The organism is Enterococcus sp. DIV0876, from assembly GCF_050529585.1.
In the GTDB taxonomy this organism is placed as follows: Bacteria; Bacillota; Bacilli; order Lactobacillales; family Enterococcaceae; genus Enterococcus_D.
Window position 1 is genome coordinate 1,727,306 of sequence record NZ_CP172882.1, and the last position, 25,377, is coordinate 1,752,682.

Annotated in this window: 20 protein-coding genes and 1 pseudogene; 7 read left to right on the top strand and 14 right to left on the bottom strand. The window is 40.9% G+C overall.

Annotated features, from left to right (window positions below; all coding sequences use genetic code 11):
- Positions 1-93 precede the first annotated feature (93 nt).
- The 7 genes from IGI41_RS08030 to IGI41_RS08060 all read right to left on the bottom strand — a co-directional run bounded on the left by IGI41_RS08030 (position 94) and on the right by IGI41_RS08060 (position 6,640).
- Positions 94-711, bottom strand: coding sequence for a helix-hairpin-helix domain-containing protein (locus tag IGI41_RS08030; protein ID WP_430609237.1), 618 nt, complete (start codon positions 709-711; stop codon positions 94-96).
- 212 nt (positions 712-923) lie between these two features.
- Entirely contained in the window at positions 924-1,541 is a 618-nt protein-coding gene (locus IGI41_RS08035) for an HAD-IA family hydrolase (protein ID WP_430612778.1), read from the bottom strand.
- Positions 1,542-1,773: 232 nt separating this feature from the next.
- Positions 1,774-3,333 (bottom strand): TPM domain-containing protein, encoded by a 1,560-nt coding sequence (locus IGI41_RS08040; RefSeq protein ID WP_430609238.1) that lies wholly within the window; start codon positions 3,331-3,333, stop codon positions 1,774-1,776.
- Between the two features lie 166 nt (positions 3,334-3,499).
- Complete coding sequence (locus IGI41_RS08045; protein ID WP_430609239.1) at positions 3,500-4,849, bottom strand: PFL family protein; 1,350 nt, start codon at positions 4,847-4,849, stop codon at positions 3,500-3,502.
- 9 nt (positions 4,850-4,858) lie between these two features.
- Positions 4,859-5,125 carry an ACT domain-containing protein gene (locus IGI41_RS08050; protein WP_430609240.1) on the bottom strand — a complete coding sequence of 89 codons (267 nt, stop codon included), beginning with the start codon at positions 5,123-5,125 and terminating at the stop codon, positions 4,859-4,861.
- A gap of 105 nt (positions 5,126-5,230) precedes the next feature.
- Positions 5,231-5,893, bottom strand: coding sequence for a 2,3-bisphosphoglycerate-dependent phosphoglycerate mutase (locus IGI41_RS08055; RefSeq protein WP_430609241.1), 663 nt, complete (start codon positions 5,891-5,893; stop codon positions 5,231-5,233).
- A gap of 111 nt (positions 5,894-6,004) precedes the next feature.
- A complete protein-coding gene (locus tag IGI41_RS08060) occupies positions 6,005-6,640 on the bottom strand; it encodes a 3D domain-containing protein (protein WP_430609242.1) in 636 nt (211 codons plus the stop codon).
- 491 nt (positions 6,641-7,131) lie between these two features.
- Here IGI41_RS08060 and IGI41_RS08065 point away from each other — a divergent pair, with 491 nt between their 5' ends.
- Genes IGI41_RS08065 through IGI41_RS08075 form a run of 3 tightly spaced genes read left to right on the top strand, consistent with a single transcriptional unit; the run spans position 7,132 to position 10,506 of the window.
- Entirely contained in the window at positions 7,132-8,607 is a 1,476-nt protein-coding gene (locus tag IGI41_RS08065; RefSeq protein WP_430609243.1) for an ABC transporter substrate-binding protein/permease, read from the top strand.
- The gene (locus IGI41_RS08070; protein WP_430609244.1) at positions 8,600-9,322 is read left to right on the top strand and encodes an amino acid ABC transporter ATP-binding protein; all 723 of its coding nucleotides are present in this window, start codon (positions 8,600-8,602) and stop codon (positions 9,320-9,322) included. The genes IGI41_RS08065 and IGI41_RS08070 overlap by 8 nt, the downstream gene beginning before the upstream one ends.
- 20 nt (positions 9,323-9,342) lie before the next feature.
- Positions 9,343-10,506 carry a pyridoxal phosphate-dependent aminotransferase gene (locus IGI41_RS08075; RefSeq protein WP_430609245.1) on the top strand — a complete coding sequence of 388 codons (1,164 nt, stop codon included), beginning with the start codon at positions 9,343-9,345 and terminating at the stop codon, positions 10,504-10,506.
- 237 nt (positions 10,507-10,743) lie between these two features.
- Here the strand turns inward: IGI41_RS08075 and IGI41_RS08080 are convergent.
- Together IGI41_RS08080 and IGI41_RS08085 are read right to left on the bottom strand one after the other, a co-directional pair.
- Positions 10,744-11,451 (bottom strand): annotated as a pseudogene (locus IGI41_RS08080) (DUF4811 domain-containing protein).
- Entirely contained in the window at positions 11,448-12,926 is a 1,479-nt protein-coding gene (locus tag IGI41_RS08085; RefSeq protein WP_430609246.1) for an MDR family MFS transporter, read from the bottom strand. The pseudogene IGI41_RS08080 and the gene IGI41_RS08085 overlap by 4 nt, the downstream one beginning before the upstream one ends.
- Before the next feature lie 137 nt (positions 12,927-13,063).
- On the opposite strand from IGI41_RS08085, the gene IGI41_RS08090 reads away from it, so the two are divergent.
- The 4 genes from IGI41_RS08090 to IGI41_RS08105 all read left to right on the top strand — a co-directional run bounded on the left by IGI41_RS08090 (position 13,064) and on the right by IGI41_RS08105 (position 18,035).
- Complete coding sequence (locus IGI41_RS08090; protein WP_430609247.1) at positions 13,064-13,564, top strand: MerR family transcriptional regulator; 501 nt, start codon at positions 13,064-13,066, stop codon at positions 13,562-13,564.
- Between the two features lie 190 nt (positions 13,565-13,754).
- The gene (gene spxB / locus IGI41_RS08095) at positions 13,755-15,476 is read left to right on the top strand and encodes a pyruvate oxidase (protein WP_430609248.1); all 1,722 of its coding nucleotides are present in this window, start codon (positions 13,755-13,757) and stop codon (positions 15,474-15,476) included.
- 563 nt (positions 15,477-16,039) lie between these two features.
- Positions 16,040-16,567, top strand: coding sequence for an NfeD family protein (locus tag IGI41_RS08100; protein ID WP_430609249.1), 528 nt, complete (start codon positions 16,040-16,042; stop codon positions 16,565-16,567).
- 13 nt (positions 16,568-16,580) lie between these two features.
- Positions 16,581-18,035: a flotillin family protein gene (locus tag IGI41_RS08105; protein WP_430609250.1), complete on the top strand. Its 1,455-nt coding sequence runs from the start codon at positions 16,581-16,583 to the stop codon at positions 18,033-18,035.
- A gap of 61 nt (positions 18,036-18,096) precedes the next feature.
- On the opposite strand, the gene IGI41_RS08110 is transcribed toward IGI41_RS08105, so the two are convergent.
- The 5 genes from IGI41_RS08110 to IGI41_RS08130 all read right to left on the bottom strand — a co-directional run bounded on the left by IGI41_RS08110 (position 18,097) and on the right by IGI41_RS08130 (position 25,363).
- The gene (locus tag IGI41_RS08110) at positions 18,097-19,146 is read right to left on the bottom strand and encodes a S66 family peptidase (RefSeq protein WP_430609251.1); all 1,050 of its coding nucleotides are present in this window, start codon (positions 19,144-19,146) and stop codon (positions 18,097-18,099) included.
- 74 nt (positions 19,147-19,220) lie between these two features.
- Positions 19,221-20,876 carry a phosphoenolpyruvate carboxykinase (ATP) gene (locus IGI41_RS08115; RefSeq protein ID WP_430609252.1) on the bottom strand — a complete coding sequence of 552 codons (1,656 nt, stop codon included), beginning with the start codon at positions 20,874-20,876 and terminating at the stop codon, positions 19,221-19,223.
- Positions 20,877-21,064: 188 nt separating this feature from the next.
- The gene (rlmD, locus tag IGI41_RS08120) at positions 21,065-22,429 is read right to left on the bottom strand and encodes a 23S rRNA (uracil(1939)-C(5))-methyltransferase RlmD (RefSeq protein ID WP_430609253.1); all 1,365 of its coding nucleotides are present in this window, start codon (positions 22,427-22,429) and stop codon (positions 21,065-21,067) included.
- 131 nt (positions 22,430-22,560) lie between these two features.
- On the bottom strand, positions 22,561-24,387 hold the full coding sequence (gene typA, locus IGI41_RS08125; RefSeq protein ID WP_430609255.1) for a translational GTPase TypA: 1,827 nt from the start codon (positions 24,385-24,387) through the stop codon (positions 22,561-22,563).
- A gap of 208 nt (positions 24,388-24,595) precedes the next feature.
- Positions 24,596-25,363: an inositol monophosphatase family protein gene (locus IGI41_RS08130; RefSeq protein WP_430609256.1), complete on the bottom strand. Its 768-nt coding sequence runs from the start codon at positions 25,361-25,363 to the stop codon at positions 24,596-24,598.
- Between the last annotated feature and the right edge of the window lie 14 nt (positions 25,364-25,377).

Sequence of the window (25,377 nt, forward strand, 5' to 3'; positions counted from 1 at the left end):
TCATTTATATGATACTTGTTTGGTTCGATTGTTTGCTGCTGTCTTTTACTATCACTTCCTTAATAAATCGTCTCGCACCTGTGTGCGCCTGATTCAACGAACGATGATCATCTCTTTCAATGAGTCGAAGGTTTTGTCACCAATGCCTGATACTTTGGTGAGTTCATCGATTGATTTGAAAAAACCATGTTCTTCGCGATATTGGATAATTGCTTCTGCCTTTTTAACACCGATTCCAGGTAAAGTTTGCAATTGAGCCAAATCCGCTTGGTTCAAATCGATTTGTTCATTTGCAGATCCTACTTGATCGATCCCCTCTTCAATAGCAATATCCAGTGTAACAGCATCATCTTGATGAGGAATCACGACCATTTGCTGATCTTGTAAAATTTGGGCCAAATTGATCGCCGTTTCTAAGGCCTCTTCCGTCAAACCTCCGGCTTTTTGGATCAATTCGTATAAACGAGCCCCTTCCAACAAATGATAAATGCCAGGTATCCGAACTTCGCCTTTGATGTCAACAATGATCTCTCTTGGGCGGGATTCGAATGATTCACTTGCTACTGTTTCTGAAATGATCGCAGTTTCAGCTAAAACAAATGGCTCCGTTTGCCGGCGTGAAAAGAGAAAGCCGCCTATGGCGACAGTGACCACTATGAAAATTGATGCAATACGCCAATGTTCTTTGAGTATAACGATTATTTCCCTCATTTCCTCACCTCTATATGAAGTACGCAAAAAAAAATGATTTGCATTGTGTGAGAAGAAACTTTTTTGTGCAACTAAAAAAGACACAATAAGATCATTGTGTCTCAATTAGGAGATATTGATTGATTCTGATTGTTTAAATTGATCAACTAAATAACTTTTACCATGAGCAAACAAGAAATCCATTCCAGAAAGAATGGATACTTATTGAAATATCAAGACTGAATAATTTGTTCGATTTCTTTCATCGAATGGGTGACATGATCTGCTTCGACTGCTTTCAATAAATTCTCAATATCATAAAAAATCGTTTTGACGCCTGCACCTTTACCAGCCAAAACATCCATTGTACGATCGCCGATCATGACTGTTTGTTTCTTATCCATTTGATATTTATCTACTAAATAAAGCAACGAAGTTGGATTTGGTTTTCTGGGAAAATTGTTTTCAGGGCCAACTATTTCCGTGATCAAATCAGAGATTCCTTCTCTCTCCAGCAGTTCTTGGGTCGAAAAGATATCTCTATGGGTCAAGATATAATTTTTACCTCCCTGCTCACATACAGCAGTCAGCGTTTCTTTGGTTCCAGAAAATGAGACCGGCAAACGTTCATCCAAAGCTTCATTGGCTTTGAATTTACGTGTAAATTCCTTGAAATCAAGATTGTACTTTAAAGCAACTTCTTTAGAAGAAGATTCTTTCAAGATATAATAAATCTCAGCTGGATCTGGATCAAATCCATATTCTTTTAAGGTCTTGACGAATGCTTTGAGCATGATTGGATAACTGTCATAAAGCGTTCCATCAAAATCCCATATGTATGATTGGTACATGATATCCCCCGTTTTTTTTGCTTTTTCTAATTGAATGAAATTTCCATTCATTTTCTGCAACTCTTGAAATTTTAGCATATTTTGCTCGATTTGTCCTGCTTACCTGAAAGCAGAAGGAAGAAAAAGCAAAAAACGCTCATGACGCCCAACACATTCTCAGCAGCAACCTAATAAATGAACTGCTGAAGCATGTATGGCTGTGTCTCTAAGCGTTTTTACTTCTAAAGATGTACTACCAGCTGCCGGAAACACCACCGCCGCTACTGCCTCCACCACTAAACCCACCAAAGTCATTATTCGAACTTTGGCTATCTGCAATCACTTGTTCTTGATGGGTAACATGATTGTTCATCATGACAAAAAACAATGCCCTATTCATCCCCTGAGGATCATATTCTTGACGGGCATGATTCAAAACAGCTGCTTGATCAGACGTATCAAACGCCGAAAGTTTGCCCGCTAAATCGGGATGCTGTTGATACACTTGCTCTAAATCGACTTTGAACAATGCCTCTGTTTTGACTAGTCCAATGATTTCAGAGATTTCTTGGGGAATGGTTTGAACCAAGTCAGGATAAGTGGCTTGTTCCGTCACCAGCTTAGCTAAATAGCGGTTGTTCTCGTTACGTCTTCGAATCTCATCTTTCGCCTGCTTCGCTATTTCTGCTCGGTAAGCCTCTACCAGCACCAAGTTTTCAGGCATGATTGCTTCCGTTAAGTCATAGTCAACCATTCGTTCCGAGACTTCTCGAACTAGTTGTGCTTCATAAGTTTTTAATGTGTCTTGATGTGTGGATATCATTTGCGCAAAATGCTTCAGCGTGATCTTCTTCATCAAAAACAAGCTTGAAAAGTAGGCACCGATCGCTGGAGTGGTGAATGCGTGTTGAATGACGCGCTGATCTGCTGTCGATAGCCCAGTAATTGTACTCAGTTTTACTGGTACATAAAATGTTGACAAATATTGGGTGAATGCTTGCTGGCAATCTTCCACCGTCTGGTACTTGTTATAAAACTGATAATTCCTTCTGGTACTTGCCCACTTCGAAAATTCTTTTTTTCGAAAATGCTGATCCTCTAATAGATGTGCCGGTAAAGGCAGCTGGTCGTCAAATCGTTGTTTGGTTTTGCGATGACGCCAACCAATGATTCCAACCAGCCCCACTGAACCCGCAACTACGACCCCGCTGATGATTTTACCAATGTTTAGCCACATCTGCTTAGTGGCCTCTGCTTCTTGATTGCGTCTATCCGCCAACATCTGGTTGCCCTCTCGATAAATCGTTCCTAATCCAATCGTTTCATCCGCTTCTTTCATTCGCTGATAGACTTCATTCGAAGCCGCTAGGATCGCTGTGTCATAATCCTCATCCCGTAATGCATCCTTGGCGTCTTCATCTACCAAGTCATCCTCAGATAAATCACTAAACACATAGGTCAACCCATCACCATAACCTAGACGAAATTCACGATCATCAATGGCAAAGAGAAAAAGAAGACCGTTATTGTCTTGTGGATTGCCTAAGCCATATTCGTTAAATAAGCTGGTCGTCTTATCTTCGATCGATTGTCCATCTAAAGAAGTAATGGTGATGACAGCGTATTCCGGTGATCCAGTCAACGATTGAAACCCCTCCTTATTCAATGCATCGATTTGATTGATTGCTTCTTTCGAAAGTACCCCTGCATCATCTGACACGAATGTCTGTCCAAATACAATCGATGGCTGAAGCAAGAAGAAGCCCAATAGACCAATAAGTACGATTGTCCCTCGCTGAAACATTTTTTTCATTTTAACCCCCCATTTCGTCGTATTACCTTTCATAGTATTCGATTCCAAGCAACATTTGATCCGCCTTAAGACCGAAAACAGGTTCTAGAAAAAGGTCCCCTAAATGTCAGATAATCCTCTTTCATTTAGGAGACGGGTAAAAAATTATTTATAAAACAAGTAGTTCTTAGTTTTTAAATGAATGGATCGGTGCAGGTATACGCCCACCCCGATGGATAAAATCAGTAGATTTGGCAGGATTGGTTTTCATGACTGGTGCAGTTCCCAACAAACCGCCAAATTCGATGCGGTCGCCAATTTGCTTGTCTTTCGCTGGAATGATTCGGACAGCCGTTGTTTTATGGTTGATTACGCCGATTGCAGCTTCATCCGCAATCATTGCAGCAATCGTTTCAGCTGTGGTATCCCCAGGGATCGCGATCATATCTAATCCAACAGAGCAAATGGCTGTCATGGCTTCAAGCTTTTCTAGATTCAACAATCCAGCCTCTACAGCTTTGATCATTCCAGCATCTTCTGAAACGGGAATAAATGCACCAGAAAGACCACCGACATGATTACATGCCATGACACCCCCTTTTTTGACAGCATCATTCAACAGTGCAAGTGCTGCCGTAGTGCCATGCGTGCCGACAGATTCAAGTCCCATTTCTTCCAAAATCAAGGCAACACTATCTCCCACAGCAGGTGTTGGCGCCAATGAAAGGTCCACGATCCCAAAAGGAACACCCAAACGTTCAGAGGCTACACGGCCAACCAATTGACCCATGCGGGTGATTTTAAATGCCGTTTTTTTAACAGTTTCAGCCACGACATCAAAAGATTCGCCTTTCACTTTTTCCAAAGCCCGCTTGACGACACCTGGACCACTGACCCCAACGTTGATCTCAACATCTGCTTCACCGACACCGTGAAATGCACCTGCCATGAATGGATTATCTTCGACTGCATTGGCAAAAACGACCAATTTGGCACATCCCATATCAGAGGCAGCTGCGGTCTTTTTGACAGTTTCACCCATCAAACGAACAGCATCCATATTGATACCAGCTTTGGTAGAACCGATATTGACAGATGAACAAACGAAGCTGGTTTCAGCTAAAGCTTGCGGAATCGATTCGATCAATGCCAAATCCGCCCCTTGATAGCCTTTTTCAACTAGCGCACTATACCCGCCGATAAAATTGACACCAACCGTTTGGGCAGCTTGGTCCAACGTTTTGGCGATTTTTACACAATCTTCTGGCGTTGCTTGACAAGCGGAAGCCACGATAGCGATTGGCGTGACAGAGATTCGTTTGTTGATGATTGGTATCCCAAACTCACTTTCGATGCCTTCTCCAACTTGAACCAAATTTTTGGCTTTTGTAGTAATTTTCTGATAAATCTTTTGACAACAGCTTTCAATATCCGCGTCGATACAATCTAATAGTGAGATCCCCATTGTGATTGTCCGAATATCTAAGTTTTCTTCTTCAACCATGCGAATGGTTTCAAGTATTTGACTAGTCTCCATTTTGGCCTCCTAAAGTTTATGCATCGTATCGAAAATCTCTTGATTTTGAATGCTGATTTTGACACCTAAATCTTGTCCAAGTTGATGAAGTTCTTCTCGGATATAATCAAAATCACTATTTGAATCCAAAGCCAGAAGCATCATCATCGTAAAGTAATCTTCCATGATCGTTTGTGATACATCTAAAATATTGATATTTAATGTCGCCAATTTTTGGCTGACCCCTGCGATGATTCCTACTTTATCTTTGCCAATAACGGTCAATACTGCTTTCATTTTACAACCGCCTTTCCATAAATTTTTCTTATTATAGCACAAGAAAACCGCAATTTCGACGATTTATCAGACGAAATGACGGTTTTAAGAAGCAAATGTTCGTATCTAAATTCTTTTGATCATGGTCATTGCTTCATCGAATTCATAAATGATCGGTTGAGCATTTGGAATATCGATTGAATCCATCGCATCTTCTGGCACCTGTTCTAAATATTTGACCAAAGCACGTAAACTGTTGCCGTGTCCAGTAATCAGTACATTCTTGCCATCCTTGATCAAAGGAACCACTTCGTCCATCCAAAAAGGAACAACGCGAGCAACCACCATTTCAAGATTTTCACCTTTAGGTACCATACGTTGATCTAAATGGTCATAGCGACGATCAAAATCATTGTTTTCCACATATAGAGGCGGTTCTGTATAGCCGCGCCGCCAACGCTGTACCTGCTCTTTGCCAAATTGTGCAACCATTTCATCTTTATTGACGCCCACCAAGCGGCCATAATGTCGCTCATTCAAGCGCCATGTTTTTGTGACAGGCACCCACAATTGTTCGCTGGCTTCTAAGACTGTGTTGCAAGTCGTAAGCGTCCGTTGCAAAAATGAAGCAAAGGCATAATCAAATAGAATACCTCGTTCTTTGATCTCTATTCCTGCTTGCCAAGCCTGTTGATGCCCTTTTTCTGTCAACGGCACATCTAACCAACCCGTCCAATAGTTGGCAAAATTGGCTTCACTTTCTCCATGGCGAATTAAAACAACTTTCATCCAAACGCCTCCTTTTACAACTATTATCGCAAGAAAACAACAATAAGTCTTTTGAAAAGATCATTCACAAAAAAAACTGTACGTCTAAGACGTACAGTTGCTTACGATAGATTAATCTAAAATAGTTACTTTTACAGTACGGCGACCCCATTGTTCTGCTTGTGTATTGGTTGGGAAATGGACATCAATGATATTTCCTTTGATTGCACCACCTGTATCGCTGGCGATTGCTTCCCCATATCCTTCGACATATAATCTAGTTCCTAATGGGATGACTGAAGGATCCACTGCCACTGCCATTGGGTTTTCTAGTAAATTTTGACCCGTTGCTGTGACAGTACCGCCACCTAAAGTATCTGCTGGATCTGAACTGTATGCGGTCGATTCCATCGTTAGTGTGGTACCTGAATAATCGCTTGAATCAGTTGCTTCTGATGTGCTTGCTTCTTCCGTCTTTGTTGCTGTTTCATCGCTTGATGCATTTTCAGTCGTCTTCTTTTCCGCTTTCGCATCTGTATCGATCACCAATGTTGTACCATCATAGATCATATTTGGGTCATCTAGGTCATTTTCATTCGCAATGGTTGCAACATGATCAATATCACCAAAATATTTTAATGACAAACCAGTTAATGTATCATCGGATGTCACTACATGTTTTACCTCATCGGCATTTGCGGTACTGCTCATAGCTGCAAAGCCTGCAATTGCAGCTGTTGTAAGTAATAAAGATTTGATTGTTTTCATATGTTTTGTTCCCTCGCTCTATGTAAGTTTCGTCGTAACGACTTGATAAATCATAACAACTCTTTCAAAGTCTTGGGTAACAATCATGTAACTAAATATTTCACTTCGGTATAATTCATTAAATAACCACTGAAATCAGAACAAAATTCATTATAAACCCCATTCTAACAACGATCAACAACGTTCAAGATACGCTTATTTTGTAACAAAACGCACAAACATTTCATAGAATAGATGAGAAAATACTAAAAGAAAGGAAATGTAATCGTTTCTAAAAAATCAATATTACATTCATGTAATAATATTTCACTCACATTAAAAGGATGAATAAATGAAAATAGTCCTGAAAATTTTATTTCTTTTTTTCAGCGAAGCTTATTGACTTCACGCGTGTTTGTGCTAAGATATATTTTATCACTTGTATGTATTTTTATACATTTAATACTCATTAAATGCATTTTTAATACCAAAAACACAAAAGGAGCAATCAAATGAAAAAGTTGAACAGAGTTTTTATTTTACTCGGGTTGTTGGTGACCCTCTTGCCATTTTTATTTGTGCAACAAGTAAAAGCGGCAGAAACAGATCCTGTCTATGAAAAAATCAAAACCAATGGACAGTTAGTGGTCGGATTATCCGCCGACTATGCCCCCTATGAATTTCATGCCACGATCGATGGCAAAGATGAAATCGTGGGTTTTGATATTTCAATTGCGCAAAAAATCGCTGATGATTTAGGGGTAGAATTAAAAATCGAAGAATTGGGCTTTGATGCCTTACTCGGTGCTTTGAAAACGGGCAAAATCGATGCCGTGATCTCCGGGATGGCCGCAACAGATGAGCGGAAGAAAGAAGTCGATTTTTCTAAAACGTATATGGAAGTCCAGCAAAAAGTGATCGTCAGAGCAGAAGATGCTGCTGCATTCCAATCCACTGCTGATTTCGAGGGTGTTGATGTTGGTGCCCAAAAGCAAACGACACAAGAAGAATTGGCAAAAACTGAATTAACAGGTGCCAAGGTCACTTCTTTGCAAAAAGTGCCGGATTTGATCACCAATCTAACCTCAGGCAAAATTGATGCCATCGTAATGGAAGGACCTGTCGCCGATGCGTATGTGATGTCCAATGATCAACTAGCGATTGCAGACAATGTGCGTTTTGAAAACGGCACGAAAGAAACCGCAATAGCGATCTCTAAAGAAGCACCCGTCCTATTGGAAAAAGTCAATGCCTCGATTGATACGATCATTAACAACGATTTGTTGTCCCAGTATCAAGCTGAAGCCAATGCACTGATGTTTGGCAATGAAGACACCGTGGAACAAGGATTCTTTGCTAAGTACTTACCATTCTATATCTCGGGAACCGGCTACACGATATTCCTTGCCTTTGTGGGTGTTTTATTCGGTTCTATCGGCGGGTGCTTGCTAGCATTTATGAAACTTTCTAAAACAAAGGTATTGAAAATCATCGCTGCAGTTTATATCGAATATGTGCGTGGTACGCCTTTGCTCGTACAAATTTTTATCGTATACTTCGGTACAGGTGTCTTGGGTCTTGATTTGTCAAAATTGACTGCAGGTTGTATCGCTTTGGCCTTAAACAGTGCCGCTTATGTGGCAGAAATCATTCGTGCTGGGATCAATGCAGTCAACAAAGGCCAGCTGGAGGCTGCTCGATCATTAGGGATGAATCACATTCAAGCAATGCGTTTTATTATCTTCCCTCAAGCAATCAAAAATATTTTGCCGGCATTAGGCAATGAGTTTGTGACAGTTATCAAAGAATCATCCGTCGTGTCAGTGATTGGTGTCTCTGAATTGATCTTCCAAACAGGCGTGGTCCAGGGTGCCAGCTTCAAGCCATTCTTGCCTTATGTTATCGTATCATTGATTTACTTTGTATTGACCTTCGCCCTATCACGCTTATTGGGTGTTGCCGAAAGGAGAATGAAAACTAGTGATTAAAGTCGAAAAACTCGTGAAAAAATATGGTGATAATACTGTTTTAAATCAAATCGATTTAGCGGTGACGCCAGGTGAAGTGGTAGTGATCATCGGCCCTTCCGGCAGCGGAAAAAGTACATTTTTGCGCTGCTTGAATTTACTCGAACAGCCTACAGCGGGTAAAATCACTTTTGAAGGCAATGATTTACTGGCAAAAAGTGTCAATATTGATCAAATTCGCCAAAAAATGGGCATGGTTTTCCAAAGCTTTAATCTATTCCCTCATAAAACAGTCTTAGAGAATCTAACCCTCAGTCCTATCAAAGTCAAAAAAATGGCGCCAACTGCTGCGGAAAAAACTGCGCAAGATTTGCTTGATCAGGTAGGATTGGCAGATAAAGCCGCCAGCTATCCAGCCAGTTTGTCTGGTGGCCAGCAGCAACGTGTGGCTATCGCTCGTGCCTTGGCAATGGATCCTGATGTAATGCTGTTTGACGAACCCACTTCAGCATTAGACCCCGAAATGGTCGGCGAAGTGTTGGCCGTCATGCAGACATTGGCTGAAAAAGGCATGACGATGGTCGTAGTGACCCATGAAATGGGCTTTGCTAAAGAAGTGGCCGATCGCGTGATTTTTATGGCTGATGGGATCATTCAAGAACAAGGAACCCCAGAAGAAATTTTTGATCACCCGCAAAATAGCCGTACCCAAGATTTTTTAAGCAAAGTATTATAGAAACTGGAGATGACAATATAATGGAACGTCCTTTGATCGCAGAAAGATTTCAAGCGCCTGCTGAAAATTTACTAATGGAAATCGCTACTTTGGCGAAAAAAACACCTGATTTGATTGATTTATCGATTGGTGATCCTGATTTGATCACTGACGAAACGATCTTTAACGCCGCTTTTGAGGATGTCAGAGCAGGTCATACAAAATATACAGCGTCCGACGGCAGTGCTGATTTTATTCAAACCGTCATTGATTTTTATCAAAAGCACTATGGTTTAACTTTCTTCCCTTCCCAAGTCCGAGGCACTGTTGGGGCTTTACATGGTATGTATTTGGCATTATCGGCGATATTGAACCCTGGTGATGAAGTGATCATTCATGAGCCTTACTTCTCCCCATATAAACAACAAGTCGAGCTTGCGGGCGGCGTACCAGTCTTCATCCCGACATTTGAAAAAGACGATTTTCAAATCGACGTAGCGGTTTTGGCCGCAGCGATCACAGATAAAACCAGAGCCATCATTATCAATTCACCAAATAATCCAACTGGCGCAGTCTTCTCTCCTGAAACGTTCAAAAAAATAGCGGAAGTAGCCATCAAGCACGATTTACTGATTCTTTCTGATGAAGTGTATGAAGCGTTTTGCTTCGATGAAACCTTTGTTCCAATGGCAACATTTGCCCCTGAGCATACGATTACTTTCAGTAGTTTTTCAAAAGCCTTTGCCATGACAGGTTGGCGGATCGGCTATATGATCGCACCAGAATCGATCAACCTCACAGCCAAATTGATCAATGAAGCAATTGCTTATTCAGCACCGACACCTTCGCAACGTGCTGGTATCTATGCCCTTAACCACTACGATGAATTGGTTCCGCAAGTTGTAGCAGTCTTCAAAGAACGCTTAAGCTATATTGAAGAACGTGTAAGGTCAATTCCCTTCCTCACGCTATCTCCTGTCAAAGGCAGTATGTATGCCTTTATCAATATTTCAGGGAGCGGATTAAGTTCTGTCGCATTTGTAGAAAAATTGCTGCAAGAAACTAGCGTGTTGATGATCCCAGGGAAAGCTTTTGGTGAAACAACTGGTGAGGATTACGTACGTCTTGCGGCAACACAGTCAATGGATATATTAAAGGAAGCCTTTGACCGAATCGAAGCATGCACATTTGCTGGATGTAGCTGATGACCCAATCATGATGAATAAAAAACAAGTACGCAATCACGCCATCTGGCGATCAGCCGTACTTGTTTTTTTCATTTTCTCTTTTGGTTTCAAATTATTTTGTTGGCTGTCAAACCAAAGGTGTAGATTATTCGTACAATTTTTACACGCAAAAAAACAGGTATGCCAGATGCCATCAAAGGATCTTCATACCTGTTTTTAGGCTATCAGCAAAAGTACTCACGCTGATATTTACTTCTATTTCTTCGCTTCTTCCACTAATTTTTTCATAGCTTCTGCTTGATACGCGGCCGTATACTCAGCAATTTTGGCTTGCTGTTCAGACTCATCCATCGTTGGATCAGCTATCAGCGCTGCCTGCATTTTTTCTTGGACATAGGCTTATCCTTCCGTTTTCATGGTATCTGCTTGTTCTTTAGCCAATGCTGCCAATTTTTTAGCTTGATCAACACTCAACACTTCCCAGGCATCTGGTACAGAGAATGTATTGGTGCGTTCGATAAATTCGCCATCATTATCCGCAATACCGAATAAGAAGCGGTAGAAATCACTTTGATATACCCAGCGGGTCGTATCCGTCGTTAGTTGGGCTTTATCTGCCCCTGTCTCAACCACATTGGTGACTTTATCTGTCCCTGTTTGTTTTGGTTCATCTTGAGCAGCATCCGTTTTATACAGATAGACTTTTTCAGTTCCATCTCCTAATGGTTGATACAAAAGCAAATCAAAATTGTCACTATCGCCACTTGACACCAAAGCTGTTGTTTTGCTGGCAACTTCTTTTTCCATGCCAAAATGATAAGTCAAATTGGCCATTAGCGCCACCAAACTAGCGATGAACACAGCCCCTAAAACCAATGAAAGGACGGTTTGCCACGTCTTCTTGGCGAAAACATTCAATAAGGCGAAGCCTAATACGCTAAGTACGATCAAAACTAAGATCATTGATCCGCACCTCCTTTAAGTACAGTCAACGTTGGTTCTTTCTTTTTAAGCGTGAAAGCAAATAAGAAACCAACTAAACTAAAGGCTGCTGCCACATAAAATGCTGCATGATAACCTGATAAAGTTGCCTCGATGGCTTTATCTTTGTAGGCCAGCGGCGTTGCATCTAACAAACGATCACTTGGCAAATTCCCTTTTGTGACATTGGATAAAACACTGATCAAGATAGCTGTACCGATCGAACTAGCAACTTGACGGAATGTATTATTCACAGCAGTACCATGACTCATCAAATGCGTTGGCAAAGCATTCATCCCAGAAGTCGTGACAGGCATCATCACCATGGATATTCCAAACATCCGAATGCAATAAAGAATAATGATATGCAAAATCGGTGTATCTTTAGTCAAGAACGCAAATGGCAAGGTTGCAGCAGTTAAAATAAACATCCCGGTAATTGCCAAACGTTTAGCACCATATTTATCAAAAATTGCTCCAGTGATCGGCATCATGATCCCCATGATCAAAGCACCTGGCAATAACATCAATCCGGAATGGAAAGCTGACTCACCGCGAATATTTTGAATATATAATGGTAACACCATTTCAGCACCGATCATTGCCATATTGGTGACACCAGATAGAATCGACGCCATGGTAAATGTATTTGATTTAAAGACACGCAATTCTAAGAATGGGTGCTCAATGTGCAATTGTCTCCATGCAAAGATAGCAATGAAAATAACACCAGCTGCAAGGAAACCGATCACTTCAGCACTGCCCCAACCTTTGTCACCAACACTTGAGAAACCATAGAGCAACGTACCAAAACCAACAGTCGACAATAATGCTGAAATAATATCAATTTTGGGATGAGAAAGTTCAATCACACTCTTCATCAAGAAAATAGCTAATATCAGAACGAGGACAACAATTGGAATCACCATGCCGAACAAATAACGCCAGTCATAGTGATCAATGATCCAACCAGAAAGGGTTGGTCCTAAAGCAGGCGCCAATCCAATCACGATCCCTGACATTCCCATCGCTGAACCACGTTTTTCAGGTGGAAAAATCGATAGCATAATATTTTGCAATAATGGCATCGAAATCCCAACACCTGCCGCTTGGACTAAACGACCAATCAACAAAGTTGAGAAATTTGGTGCGACAAAACAAGCAATTGTTCCAGCAAGAAAAATACTCATTGCAGTTATGTATAGATTTTTGGAACTGAATTTATTGATCAACCACGCAGTGATCGGAATCATGATCCCATTCACCAATAAAAAGCCAGTGGTTAACCATTGAACATCTGACGCTGTGATATCAAAAGCTTTCATTAATGTTGGAAAAGCAGTTGTTAACAACGTTTGGTTCAACACAGTACAAAATGTACCAATCAGCAAGACCATGACCAATAACGAACGATTGTATGGTTTGCCATATATATCTAAAGGACGACTCTTTGACATTTTTCACACTCTTTTCAAATTAGTTTTCATAAAGCACTCTTTACTTTAAAACTTTTGCTATTGTTTGTCAACCTACTTGACACAAAAGTAAAACAAGTTACAATATAGATAAATACCTTTACAAGAATGGAGTTCATATGTCTCATCTGTTTCGAAATCTCATGGAGAACGATAACCTGTTAGTTGGCATAAGCGAATTAAGTCAAATGTATGATATTTCACCAAGGCAATTACGTTATTGGGAACAAAAAGGTTTTATTGCATCTGTCACACAAGAAGAAAATGTCTCCCGCAAGTACCGCTTACCCACCGTCGTCAAGGTAGAAATGATCAAACGATTTCTTGATGAAGGGTTTACATTAGCAAAAGCAGTTGAAAAAGCCGACCAAAAAATAAAAATTGCCCATCATATTCGTAAAGTTTTTTCTGGCGCGCTCCAAAATCTAGAAGTCATTGATAATCGTTTCACAATTATGAGTTTAGGACCAGTAGATGAGGAAAAACACATATTGCATATTATCCATGATGATCTGACCCAAAAACTGCATTATGAATTATTGCCCGAAAAAGAAGCGTATGATTTTGACAAATTAAAGAACTGTCCCCCCATTGACTCAACAAACAAGGAAAACCGCTGACAACGGTTTTCCTTGTTTGTCTTTAGCGAGTGACCTAGGCCACGAAAATATCATCGACGAATCTTGGAACAAGAAGAAATAAACTTTGTTCTCTGCATATTTTCACCCATTGAAAGCCATATTCTTTGTTGTCTTTACAGTAAATGTTTATACTTGTGTTAGTAAAAAAAAATGAAAGCGAGTGAATGTAATGGCAAAAATCAATGCTGGTACTGCAATGGTCAAAGTTTTTGAAGCTTGGGAAATCGATCATATTTACGGTATTCCTGGAGGTTCCTTCAATTCAACGATGGACGCCTTATTCCATGAACGTCAAAGTGTCCAATATATTCAAGTCCGTCACGAAGAAGCTGGCGCGCTAGCTGCGGCAGCAGATGCAAAATTAACTGGCAAAGTCGGTGCTGTCTTTGGCTCTGCAGGTCCTGGAGCGACCCATTTGATCAATGGACTTTATGACGCGCAAATGGACAACGTCCCTGTTATAGCCTTACTAGGACAAGTAGCCTCTACATCAATGAATTATAACGATTTCCAAGAGATGAATGAAAACCCGATGTTCGCCGATGTCAGCATCTACAACCGAACTGTGATGTCAGCAGAAAGCTTGCCCCATGTCGTCGATGAAGCAATCAAAGCCGCTTATAAATTCAGTGGTGTGGCTGTCGTAACGATACCTGTCGACTTTGGTTTTGCAGAGATCGATGCGCTTGATATCGCGACAGCAGCCAATCATAAAACCGCCGTCTTTCAACCAGCTACATCTGATTTGGCTGACGCACTACCCTACTTCGAACAAGCAAAACAACCGTTGCTCTACATTGGTCAAGGTGTTTTTGGCGGCTTTGAAGCAATCAAATCTTTTTCAACTCATTTCTCCATGCCAGTTGCGGCTTCCGTCTTAGCTAAAGGGATCGTACCAGATTTATACGAAAACTTTCTAGGCTTTGCTGGTCGAGTGGCTACCAAGCCAGCCAATGAAGCATTGGCTATTGCCGATCTGATTGTGTTTGTCGGTAGTGATTTTCCATTTGGGCGTCGTTTTTTCAATCCAGAGGCCAAATTCATTCAAGTGGATATCGACGCTTCAAAATTTGGCCGTCGACATCATACAGACGTATCTATACTCGGTGACGGGACCACTGCCTTACAAAAATGGGTTGAAATGGGCCAATCTCGCCCAGCAGATGACTGGTTGCATGCCAATCAGAAAAACATTCAAAATTGGCACAAATGGCGGCATCTTTTTGATAACGACAATCAAGTCCCATTGCGCCCAGAACCCGTCTATAAAGAAATCAACCGTATTGCAAAAGACGATGCCATCTTTGTCACAGATGTCGGCAATGTGACGATCCACAGTATTCGACATCTTGAGATGAACGGCCAACAACGCTTTACCACGTCTGGCTGGTTTGCGACCATGGGCAATGGCGTACCTGACGGTATTGCAGCCAAGTTAAGTTATCCTGATCGCCAAGTCTTCACACTCAGCGGCGATGGTGGATTTGCGATGCAGATGCAAGACATTATCACCCAAGCCAAATACAACTTACCGATCATCAATGTGGTGTTTTCCAATAATTCTTTTGGTTTTATTGAGGCTGAACAAGAAGACACCGAACAAACCAAGTTTGGTATAGAGTTGGCAGGAGCTGATTTTGGCAAAGTCGGCGAAGCCCTCGGCGCCAAAGGATATACAGTGACGGAGATCAATGACCTGCCAATGGTTTTCGATCAAGCAAAAAACAGTAAAGCACCTGTCGTGATCGACGTCAAGATTGCCAATGAACGGCCACTCCCTGTAGAAAAGTTGCAGCTGGATCCTCAAAAATTCAGTGCAGAAGAAATCAATGTTTTCAAAGAAAAGTACCAAGTCCGTGATATGCCGGCTTTAACTGAACTGCTGTCATAGATGAACCTGAAATAACGTAAAAAGAACCATGATCGATTTTTTGCGATCATGGTTCTTTGGTGTCGAAATTATTTATTGTAGATTTTTGGGCCCTTACGCATATTCTTGCGGTCATTTTTCGGTGATTCCATTTTTTTTGAACGGCCGCCACCTTGTTTTTGCTTGATTAATTCGAGCATTTTTTCTTTTTGATTCATTACTTTCACCCCGTTTTTGCACCTGATAGATCTTCTAGTAAAAAAGCTGGTTACGCTTTATTCGCACCTTGCGCATAAATTTGAAATTGCCCTGCATGGACGGGCATAATCAAAGTATACCTTGCTTAATTTACTTTGATTTCAAGGATTTGTCAATACTTTTCCGATTTGCTCCTCTTTCCTCCTCTTCAAACACACAATATATTATTCATTATTATTTAATTTTTTTCATTTTTATGACTAATAGATACTTTTATGCTTATAATAGAATTAAGATATCGCTTACAACCCGCGATCGTTGTTCAATAAATCTTTTTTATGGCGGTTGAAAAGCAGGTCTATTTTAGCCGAAAGGAGGTATGATACGTGCTCCAAAGCTATGCCCCAGAGCAAATTTATTTTACACTGTTAGTCATTTGTGCTTTTTTAGCGGTTGTATTGCTGATGTTTGGTGATGTATTTGATTTCGACGGTCCGGTGGATCCAATGTTGATCATTCCGTGGATCGCCTTTCTCAGCTTAATCGGTTATGTCGGTGAACAATGGTTCACATGTTCTTCACTGATTATCTTCTTGATCAGCAGTGCTTTATCCACCGGTCTTGTTTTCCTACTAAACTTCTACATCTTAGTTCCTTTGCGTCAAGCCGAGTCCACACTATCCAGTTCTGAAAAAAGTTTTGAAGGCCGCGTGGCCACCATATTGACCCCCATTCCCTGTCATGGCCTTGGTGAGATCCAATTGCTCAGCGTAACTGGCTCGACCAATCGACCAGCCGCAGCCTTCCAGCCCATTGACGAACCGATGGCAGCCGGGACGAGTGTGTTGATCATTGAAATCAAAGATCGGGTCTGTTATGTCGTACCCTACATTGACCAACAACTAAAACTTTAAAAAGAGGTGTTTTATGTCAATTCTATACTCAACACTGTTCATTCCAATTGCATTACTCTTGTTTATTCTATTGATGTTGCTGATCGTCTTCGTCTCTAAATATCAAACAGCCAAGTCTGATGAAGCACTGATCATCAGTGGCAGTTATTTAGGCAAAAAAAATGTTCATGCCGATGACAGTAATAATCGAATCAAGATCGTTCGTGGCGGTGGCGCTTTTGTCCTCCCTGTTTTTCAACGATCGAATCGAATCAGCTTGTTATCCAGCAAGCTAGATGTGTCAACCCCAGAAGTCTACACTGAACAAGGCGTGCCTGTGATGTGCGATGGTACGTCGATCATCAAGATCGGTTCATCTGTGGAAGAAATTGCCACAGCAGCCGAACAATTCCTAGGCAAGACCCGTGATGAACTGGAAAACGAAGCCCGTGAAGTCCTTGAAGGCCATCTCAGATCGATCCTAGGTTCGATGACTGTTGAAGAAATTTATCAAAATCGTGATAAATTCAGCCAAAGCGTGCAAGAAGTTGCTTCGGTCGATTTGGCAAAGATGGGCCTGATTATTGTTTCCTTCACCATTAAGGAAGTGCGGGACAAGAATGGTTATTTGGATTCTCTCGGCAAACCGCGGATCGCACAAGTCAAACGAGATGCGGAGATTGCCGAAGCAGAAGCACTTAAAGAAACCCGTATCAAAAAAGCCCGCTCAGAACAAGAATCACAAACAGCCGAATCTAAGCGATTGACGGAAATCGCAGAAGCATTGAAAGAAAAAGAACTAAAACTGGCGTTATATAAGAAAGAACAAGATATTGCCAAAGCCGACGCTGATCAAGCCTATCATCTCCAGAGTGCGATCATTAAGCAACAAGTCGTTGCCCAAGAAATCGAAGTCCAAGTCATTGAACGGCAAAAGCAAATCGAGTTGGAAGAAAAAGAAATCCAAAGACGTGAACGGCAATACGACGCTGAAGTCAAAAAGAAAGCCGATGCTGACCGTTATGCCTACGAACAAGATGCATTAGCCAAAAAGAGCTTGGCACAAGCCACCACAGAAGCGGAAAAATTTCGCACCGAATCCATGGCCCAAGCGGAATCAGATAAAATCCGTTTGATTGGATTAGCAGAAGCGGAAACCACACTGGCCAAAGGCAGGGCTGAAGCTGAAACCAAGGAAAAGATCGCTGAAGCCTTCAAAAAATATGACGAAGCTGCGATCCTCAGCATGATCGTCGAAATCATGCCAGCTTTAGTCAAAGAGGCAGCAGCACCATTAGGCAATATTGACAAAATATCAGTCGTGGATACCGGATCAAGCGAAGGTGGCGGCGCCAATCGAGTGACCAATTACGCCACTAATCTGTTGGCATCCAGCCAAGAGACATTAAAGGAAACCACTGGGCTGGATGTCAAAGCGCTGATTGAGCATTTTGCTGGCGCTTCTGATTTGATAAAGAAAGATGATTGATAACAAACAAAGCTTCTCCTACATGCCTATGCATGAGGGGAAGCTTTATCTATCTCCGCACTTAGACTGTAGCTGATTCCAATAGAGTCAGTGTTCTATTCTCTATATCCAACCGTGCAGTCACACCTAACGGAATCGTCCATTTAGGTTCTGTGTGACCAAAATTACAATTATAGAGTACCGGTAAATCATCTAAATGAAACTCTTGTAATACCTTGCGGATTGAAACTTGATACGATTCAAAATGCAGATTATCTTGTGGTTTGCCAAAAAGCAGACCATTTACTTCTTGCAACACGCCCATAACCCCTAATGTTCTGAGATCTATTTCTAATTGAATAGGATCTGGATGCATTTCTGATGTTTCTAACAATAATAGTGCCTCTTTAAAATCTTCTTTTGCTGGAAAAAGGGATGTTCCACGCAACATAGACAAGACTTCAAAACATCCGCCAATCAATCTACCTTCTACTATCCCGCTTCCTTGCAACGTGATGCCGCCTTCATCTGGCTGCATCTTACGAGATACCTTTTTATTTGCTTCATCCCACGAAACAAATTGACTCGTCCACTCTTTGCGCCAAGGAAACGTGTAGGTCACATTATGTTTCATCAAAATGTGCTCAAAACTATTTTTGGTGAAATCAAAAATACCGCCATTCTCAGCCATGTCAACCAATAAACAAGGACCATAAAATGATACCACACCCGCCATACGAAACATCTGGTGAATGGATGTACTGTCAGAATAACCAATAAATATTTTCGGATGTGATCGAATTAACTCAATATCAATAAATTCGAATAAACGATAGCTATCATCACCACCAATTACGGCGATGATTGCTGCGATTTCATTATCTAACAATGCCTCATGCAAACAAGCCGCTCGCCCTTTCACATCATGGTAAACTACTGATGATCCCGCTAACGTTAAAGCAGGCTCTACAACTTCAAAGCCCAACTCTGTCAATTGTTGCTTTCCTTGTTCATAGCGCCATCGAATAGCAGGATCTCCGGCCATACCACTAGACAAAGATAACGCTGCGATTCGGTCACCTTTCTTTAATCGGGGTGGCTTGATACATGCTTTATGGTTGGATGTGTGCATCTCGGATTCAGCTTCTCCTTCCTCTTACCTTAAATATATCTATCAATCATTGTAGCGCGAATTATAAGGATCTGCTAAATATTGTTTAATTCAGAAATCACTTTTTTCATGGATAGCGCGACTTCCTTAGGTAGTTTATTATACCCATCATTTTCCGTATCTTGGGCCAGAATATAATCGAGCCGTTTTTCCATACGCGCCTTTAAAAGCGTTACATACGTAGCATCCTCAAAATCAACTTCAAACCCTTTTATTGGAAAATAGCTCATTTCAGTAACTACGCCAAAGTTTTTGAATTCTGCCACTCCCTCAACAAGTTTTTCAATCGCATTTAAAGTCACTTCAGGCGTGATTTTTTTATCTTTGAAAAATCCTGTATTCAGTATATAACAAGCAGTTTGATTTTCCTTAAATAATTGCGTGAACTGCATAAAATCTTCACCTAACGGATAGACTCTAAATGGATTCGCATAAGGTTCAATGACCAATTCGTCCATGTTTATCGCACCGATTATATGTTCAGCTGTCGTTCGCTTCGTAGCCAAGGTAAGTCCAAAAACTGCTGCTAAAGTTGGATCATCGATTTTCACCACTGGTGGTAAACTATCATCTTTCATGATCCAAAAAATTGCGTCGATTGCTGAATGCAAATGATCCACCCTGTTAGGTGTAGCATACCGCGATTTTACTGTACGTCCATTCCCATTTCGGATATCTTGGGTGACTATGACCTTTTTTCCTTTATCGTATATCGTCACACCAACGTTTTGACAAGTGACAAAGTATTGCACATTAGGATGAGTGAGTGGGTAGTCTTCTGTTTTATCAAAATAAGACGGTTCCAATGCTGTTGCAGCTCCACTTGTTTGATTGATCACAAATGCATCGTCGTGAAGAACTTTTATATCGTATTTCCCCTTGTGTTGGGCTAATGTAATTGTAGATTTGCCCGATCCTGAAAGACCAAAAGCAGCCATTGTAAATTTTTTATTCGGCAAAAGGTATTGTTTCATTCCGCCATGACAGGCCAAAAATCCATTGCGATGCGCGGTAGCCCAAGCTAATGTTAATGTTGCTTTTTTCAATTCACCAAAATAATTTAAACCTAATACTGCAGCGACATTATGTTCTGGATCAAAAAGTGTCAATCCATGTGGAAAATCAGGATGAGACCAATCAGGATCAGCATACAAAAAAATGTCTGTCTCGGGAAATGTCTTCGAGCTTTGATACTCTTCACTCCACTTTTGAGACATCAATTGAAAGTTCAACAAATAAGAATAAAGATTGGTCTCATAATTCTCAGGTAGCAAGAGGTGTGACTTGACCATAAACTCATTGTCTAATCCGACTACAACCTCCACACTGTAAAATTTTTTACGCGTTCCTTGAAATAAAGCATCCCGTAAAACAGCCTCATACATTCCCTTATCAATACCAGGTTGTCCAATTATACGACGCGCTGCCGCAGTTCGTCCAACAACTTTCCCATCATTAAAGACAATCACTTTGGCATCATGAGGTAAGCCCAACTCTTCAGTATGTGTTACAGGCATATCCGTAACGACCGCGCCAGGTGCGTCTTTTGCTAAGTGATAGGCAGCGTCTAAATCTTTGATCCAGGTGACATTATTGCCATAAAAAGCTGATTCTATCAGCACTTTAAAACTTGAAAAAAAATTATTCTTAGACGTAATATCCTTGTGAGAGAATACACCAATCGTTGCCATATCAATCCCTCCAAACTTGATCTATAAACAAACGCTTACATCTATTATAATACCACTTTACAGCAAATTATAGGAATAACCTTTTAATTGAAGTGAAAAACATAAAAAACCAGTCAAGCAAATCTGCCTAACTGGTGTAAAAAATATCTATCATATCCTTCACTTCATGTAATGCGAAGTCGTATAATTTATTTCTTCTCCAACAAAACAACACACTCAACATGCGTTGTTTGAGGAAACAAATCAACAGGTTGCACTTGTTTCGTTGCATAGCCATGTTCTGCAAACAAAGCCAAATCACGAGCCAATGTTGCTGGATTACATGAGATATAAATGATTCGTTCTGGTGCAACAGCTGCTGTGGTTTCGATAAATGATGCGTCTAATCCTTTACGTGGCGGATCAACGAAGACAACTGTTGGTTGGATGCCTTCACGCAACCATTGCGGCATGATTTTTTCGGCTTTGCCGACGAAATAATGAACATTTTCTACCCCATTGCGTTTGGCATTTGCCTTGGCATCATTAACCGCTTCAGGAATAACTTCCATCCCTAATACTTCACTGACTTTGTCTGCTAAGCTAATACCGATCGTACCAATGCCGGCATAGGCATCAACAACGACATCATCTGGTTGCAATGCAGCCATTTCAAAAGCTTTTTGATACAATACCTCAGTCATTTCCGTATTGACTTGATAAAATGATTTCGCTGAGATTTGGAAAGTTTTGCCCAATAGCTGATCTTCAATGGTTTCTTTGCCGTATAACACACGGCCAAATTCGCCTAAGATGACATTGGTTTTTTCTTCATTGATATTTTGGATGACAGATACGACTTCCGGAATTTCTTCGTGGATCACTGTCGCGATTTCTTCCCCTTTGAAGAATTTAGGTTTTCTCGTCACCAAGACCACCATCATCTCTCCAGAGTGATGCCCACGACGAACAACGATGTGACGCAAAAAGCCTTCATGAGCTTCTTCATTGTATGCCTTCACATTGAAACGTTGCAAAATATTTCTGATTTTGATGATTGCTTGGTCGATCTGTGGTTCTTGGATATAAAAGTCTTCGATTGGTACTAAAGTATGGCTATTTTTGCGATAAAAGCCGGTCGTCAGTTCACCATTGATTTTTTGAACTGGAATCTGTGCTTTGTTGCGGTACCCAAATGGTTGCTCCATGCCGATCGGCGGTAAAACCGGTACATCAAGCTTAGCGATTTTGGTCAAGACGTTTTCAACTTGTTGTTGTTTGAATGCCAATTGTTTGTCATAACTTAAATGGCTTAATGGTGCGATACCCGTACGTAATAACGCCTCATTCGGCAATTCTTGACGATCTGGGCTGGTTTCCAAAAACTTGATTGCTTTGGCAAAGCCAAATTTATTGCCGACTTTCAATACCTTAGCCAAGACTTTTTCTTTTGGCAATGTATTTTCGATAAATAATAAGTAGCCATCGACTTTCGCGATGCCGTTGCCTTCGTGGGAAAGATCTAGAATCTCAACTTCTACTTCTTGATTTTTTTCTACTGGATAATTTTTCATCGTTATCTCCTTTTCATTTGCTCTCTTCATTTTAAAAGGTTATGAAGAAATTGCAAGGTTTGCTTCTCATGTGACTGCCGTAAAAAAAGCCAGAGCATGACGCTCTGACTTTAGCGGGCTTATTTATCAGCCTATTTTTTCTTTTTCTGTGATTTTTCACGTTCGCTCTTGTTTAAGATTTGTTTTCTCAAACGAATGCTTTCAGGTGTTACTTCACAGTATTCATCTTCATTCAAGAATTCCAATGATTCTTCAAGTGAAAGAATTCTTGGTTTCTTGATAACCGATGTTTGGTCTTTGTTTGCTGAACGGACATTGGTCATTTGTTTTGCTTTAGTGATATTGACGGTTAGGTCATTGTCACGAGAGTTCTCACCAATGATCATGCCTTCATAGACATCTGTACCTGGTTCAACAAAGACTGTACCACGTTCTTCGATACTCATGATCGAATAAGTTGTCGCTTTACCTGTATCGATAGATACTAATGCGCCATGGTGACGGCCACCGATTTGACCTTGGATCATTGGCAAATATTGGTCAAATGTGTGGTGCATAATGCCATATCCGCGGGTCATAGATAAGAATTCAGTAGTATAGCCGATCAATCCACGTGCTGGTGCCAAGAAGATGATCCGTACTTGACCGTTCCCGGTATTGATCATATCTTGCATTTCAGCTTTACGCAAACCTAATGATTCGATGACTGAACCCATATATTCTTCAGGAGTATCAATTTGTACACGTTCAAATGGTTCACATTTGACCCCATCAATTTCCCGTTCAATAACTTCTGGTCGAGATACTTGCAATTCAAAACCTTCGCGACGCATATTTTCGATCAAGATCGACAAATGCAACTCGCCACGGCCAGAAACAGTCCAAGCATCAGGTCCGATTGGTTCAACACGCAATGATACATCTGTTTGTAATTGGGCCATCAAGCGTTCTTCAATTTTTCTTGCAGTCACAAATTTACCTTCGCGACCTGCAAAAGGTGAATTGTTGACGATAAAGGTCATTTGCAAGGTTGGTTCGTCAATGTGTAATACTGGCAATGAGTCTTGATGATCGATTGGTGTCACAGTTTCACCAACGAAGATATCTTCCATACCAGAGACAGCAATCAAGTCACCGGCTTTTGCTTCTTGGATTTCTAACCGTTTCAAACCGAAGAAACCGAATAACTTAGTAACACGGAACTTCTTGACTGTACCGTCTAATTTCATCAATGCAACTTGGTCGCCGACTTTGATTGATCCGCGGAATACACGGCCAATCCCGATACGTCCCACATAGTCATTGTAATCAAGTAGTGATACTTGGAATTGTAATGGTTCGTCACTATTATCTACTGGTGCTGGAATATGTTTGATAATTGTATCAAACAATGGCGCCATCGTTTTTTGTTGATCTGCAGGATCATCTGATTCACTTGATGTTCCGTTGATCGCTGAAGCATAGATTACTGGGAAATCTAATTGATCGTCATCAGCGCCTAACTCGATGAACAATTCTAATACTTCATCAACAACATGTTCTGGACGTGCTGAAGGTTTGTCAATTTTGTTTACAACAACGATTGGTACTAAATGTTGTTCTAAAGCTTTTTTCAACACGAAACGTGTTTGAGGCATCGTACCTTCATAGGCATCGACTACCAATACCACACCATCAACCATTTTCATGATCCGCTCAACTTCACCACCGAAGTCCGCGTGTCCAGGGGTATCCATGATGTTCACTTTGGTGCCGTTATATTCAACAGCTGTGTTTTTGGCTAAAATTGTGATACCGCGTTCTTTTTCGATCGCGTTTGAATCCATCGCACGTTCTTGTAACTGCGTATGGCTATCCAATGTTTGTGATTGTTTCAATAATTCATCAACTAATGTTGTTTTTCCGTGGTCAACGTGGGCAATAATGGCTACGTTACGGATATCATTTCTAAAGTTCAATCTATTTGCTCCTTCTTTGTTGACATTGCACTCGACAAGCCATTATAACAGAATTTCTTTCTGAAATATAGTGTAAAGTTTTCATTTTTACAGAAAAAAACAGATATTCGCAAAATATCTGTTTTTCAAGTGCTCTTTTGTACTGATTTCAGTACATGATCCATGTTTTAGCCCCCAAAAAACGATGAACCTATCATCATATAGTTGGCTATTGATTCATCAAATCCATCAATTCATCAAAGGCTTTCGGTGTGCCGCCGACAAAAAGTTCTCTTCCTGATAAGGTGAGAGGTTCGCCTGCGATATTGGCCATTTTCAAACCAAGTGTTTCTAGTAAGACCCCACCAGGTGCATAATCCCAAGGTGCCAAATGAGAAATATAAGCAGCTCGCTGCCCTTTGATTAACGCAATCAATTCAAACCCGGCACAACCAGTCATACGTATGCCTAATGAACGATCACTGACTTGTGTCTCATGGTGACGATTGTGGATCAGCATCGGCGAATTAAGCCCTACTAAGCCTTCTGATAAAGCAATATTTTTAGGGGCCTGAATTTCTTTGCCGTTATTGAAGACGCCAATTTCTGGACCGCCCCACAAGAACTCATTCTTCATGACGTTGTAAACAAAGCCGAAGCGGCCTTTCCCCTCTTCATAAATCGCGATCATGATACAAAAATTTTCTTTTTCCAACACAAAATTCATCGTCCCATCGATTGGATCGATAATAAATACTTGACCACTCCAGTCAGCGAGTTGATCTAAACCATTTTCTTCTCCCAAAATTTTGGCATCCGGATTGTACGTTTTGATTTTATGGATGAGAAAGTCTTGGGTTGCTTTATCCATCTCGGTCACTAAGTCTTTGCGTCCTGATTTTGTTTCCACGAGAAGATCTTCTTTATTTAAATTGTCTTTGATCTGTTCCCCGGCCTCAATTATCCAACTGTGTACTGCTTTAACGATATCTTGCATGCGATTATCGGTCC

Bases quoted from the DNA above. Each gene is read 5' to 3' on its own strand.
- IGI41_RS08055 (WP_430609241.1), bottom strand. From the start codon at position 5,893: ATGAAAGTTGTTTTAATTCGCCATGGAGAAAGTGAAGCCAATTTTGCC.
- IGI41_RS08040 (WP_430609238.1), bottom strand. From the start codon at position 3,333: ATGAAAAAAATGTTTCAGCGAGGGACAATCGTACTTATTGGTCTATTG.
- IGI41_RS08060 (WP_430609242.1), bottom strand. From the start codon at position 6,640: ATGAAAACAATCAAATCTTTATTACTTACAACAGCTGCAATTGCAGGC.
- spxB (WP_430609248.1), top strand. From the start codon at position 13,755: ATGGCAAAAATCAATGCTGGTACTGCAATGGTCAAAGTTTTTGAAGCT.
- IGI41_RS08110 (WP_430609251.1), bottom strand. From the start codon at position 19,146: ATGCACACATCCAACCATAAAGCATGTATCAAGCCACCCCGATTAAAG.
- IGI41_RS08115 (WP_430609252.1), bottom strand. From the start codon at position 20,876: ATGGCAACGATTGGTGTATTCTCTCACAAGGATATTACGTCTAAGAAT.
- IGI41_RS08030 (WP_430609237.1), bottom strand. From the start codon at position 711: ATGAGGGAAATAATCGTTATACTCAAAGAACATTGGCGTATTGCATCA.
- IGI41_RS08085 (WP_430609246.1), bottom strand. From the start codon at position 12,926: ATGTCAAAGAGTCGTCCTTTAGATATATATGGCAAACCATACAATCGT.
- IGI41_RS08105 (WP_430609250.1), top strand. From the start codon at position 16,581: ATGTCAATTCTATACTCAACACTGTTCATTCCAATTGCATTACTCTTG.
- IGI41_RS08035 (WP_430612778.1), bottom strand. From the start codon at position 1,541: ATGTACCAATCATACATATGGGATTTTGATGGAACGCTTTATGACAGT.
- IGI41_RS08090 (WP_430609247.1), top strand. From the start codon at position 13,064: ATGTCTCATCTGTTTCGAAATCTCATGGAGAACGATAACCTGTTAGTT.
- IGI41_RS08045 (WP_430609239.1), bottom strand. From the start codon at position 4,849: ATGGAGACTAGTCAAATACTTGAAACCATTCGCATGGTTGAAGAAGAA.
- IGI41_RS08075 (WP_430609245.1), top strand. From the start codon at position 9,343: ATGGAACGTCCTTTGATCGCAGAAAGATTTCAAGCGCCTGCTGAAAAT.
- rlmD (WP_430609253.1), bottom strand. From the start codon at position 22,429: ATGAAAAATTATCCAGTAGAAAAAAATCAAGAAGTAGAAGTTGAGATT.
- IGI41_RS08130 (WP_430609256.1), bottom strand. From the start codon at position 25,363: ATGCAAGATATCGTTAAAGCAGTACACAGTTGGATAATTGAGGCCGGG.
- IGI41_RS08050 (WP_430609240.1), bottom strand. From the start codon at position 5,125: ATGAAAGCAGTATTGACCGTTATTGGCAAAGATAAAGTAGGAATCATC.
- IGI41_RS08065 (WP_430609243.1), top strand. From the start codon at position 7,132: ATGAAAAAGTTGAACAGAGTTTTTATTTTACTCGGGTTGTTGGTGACC.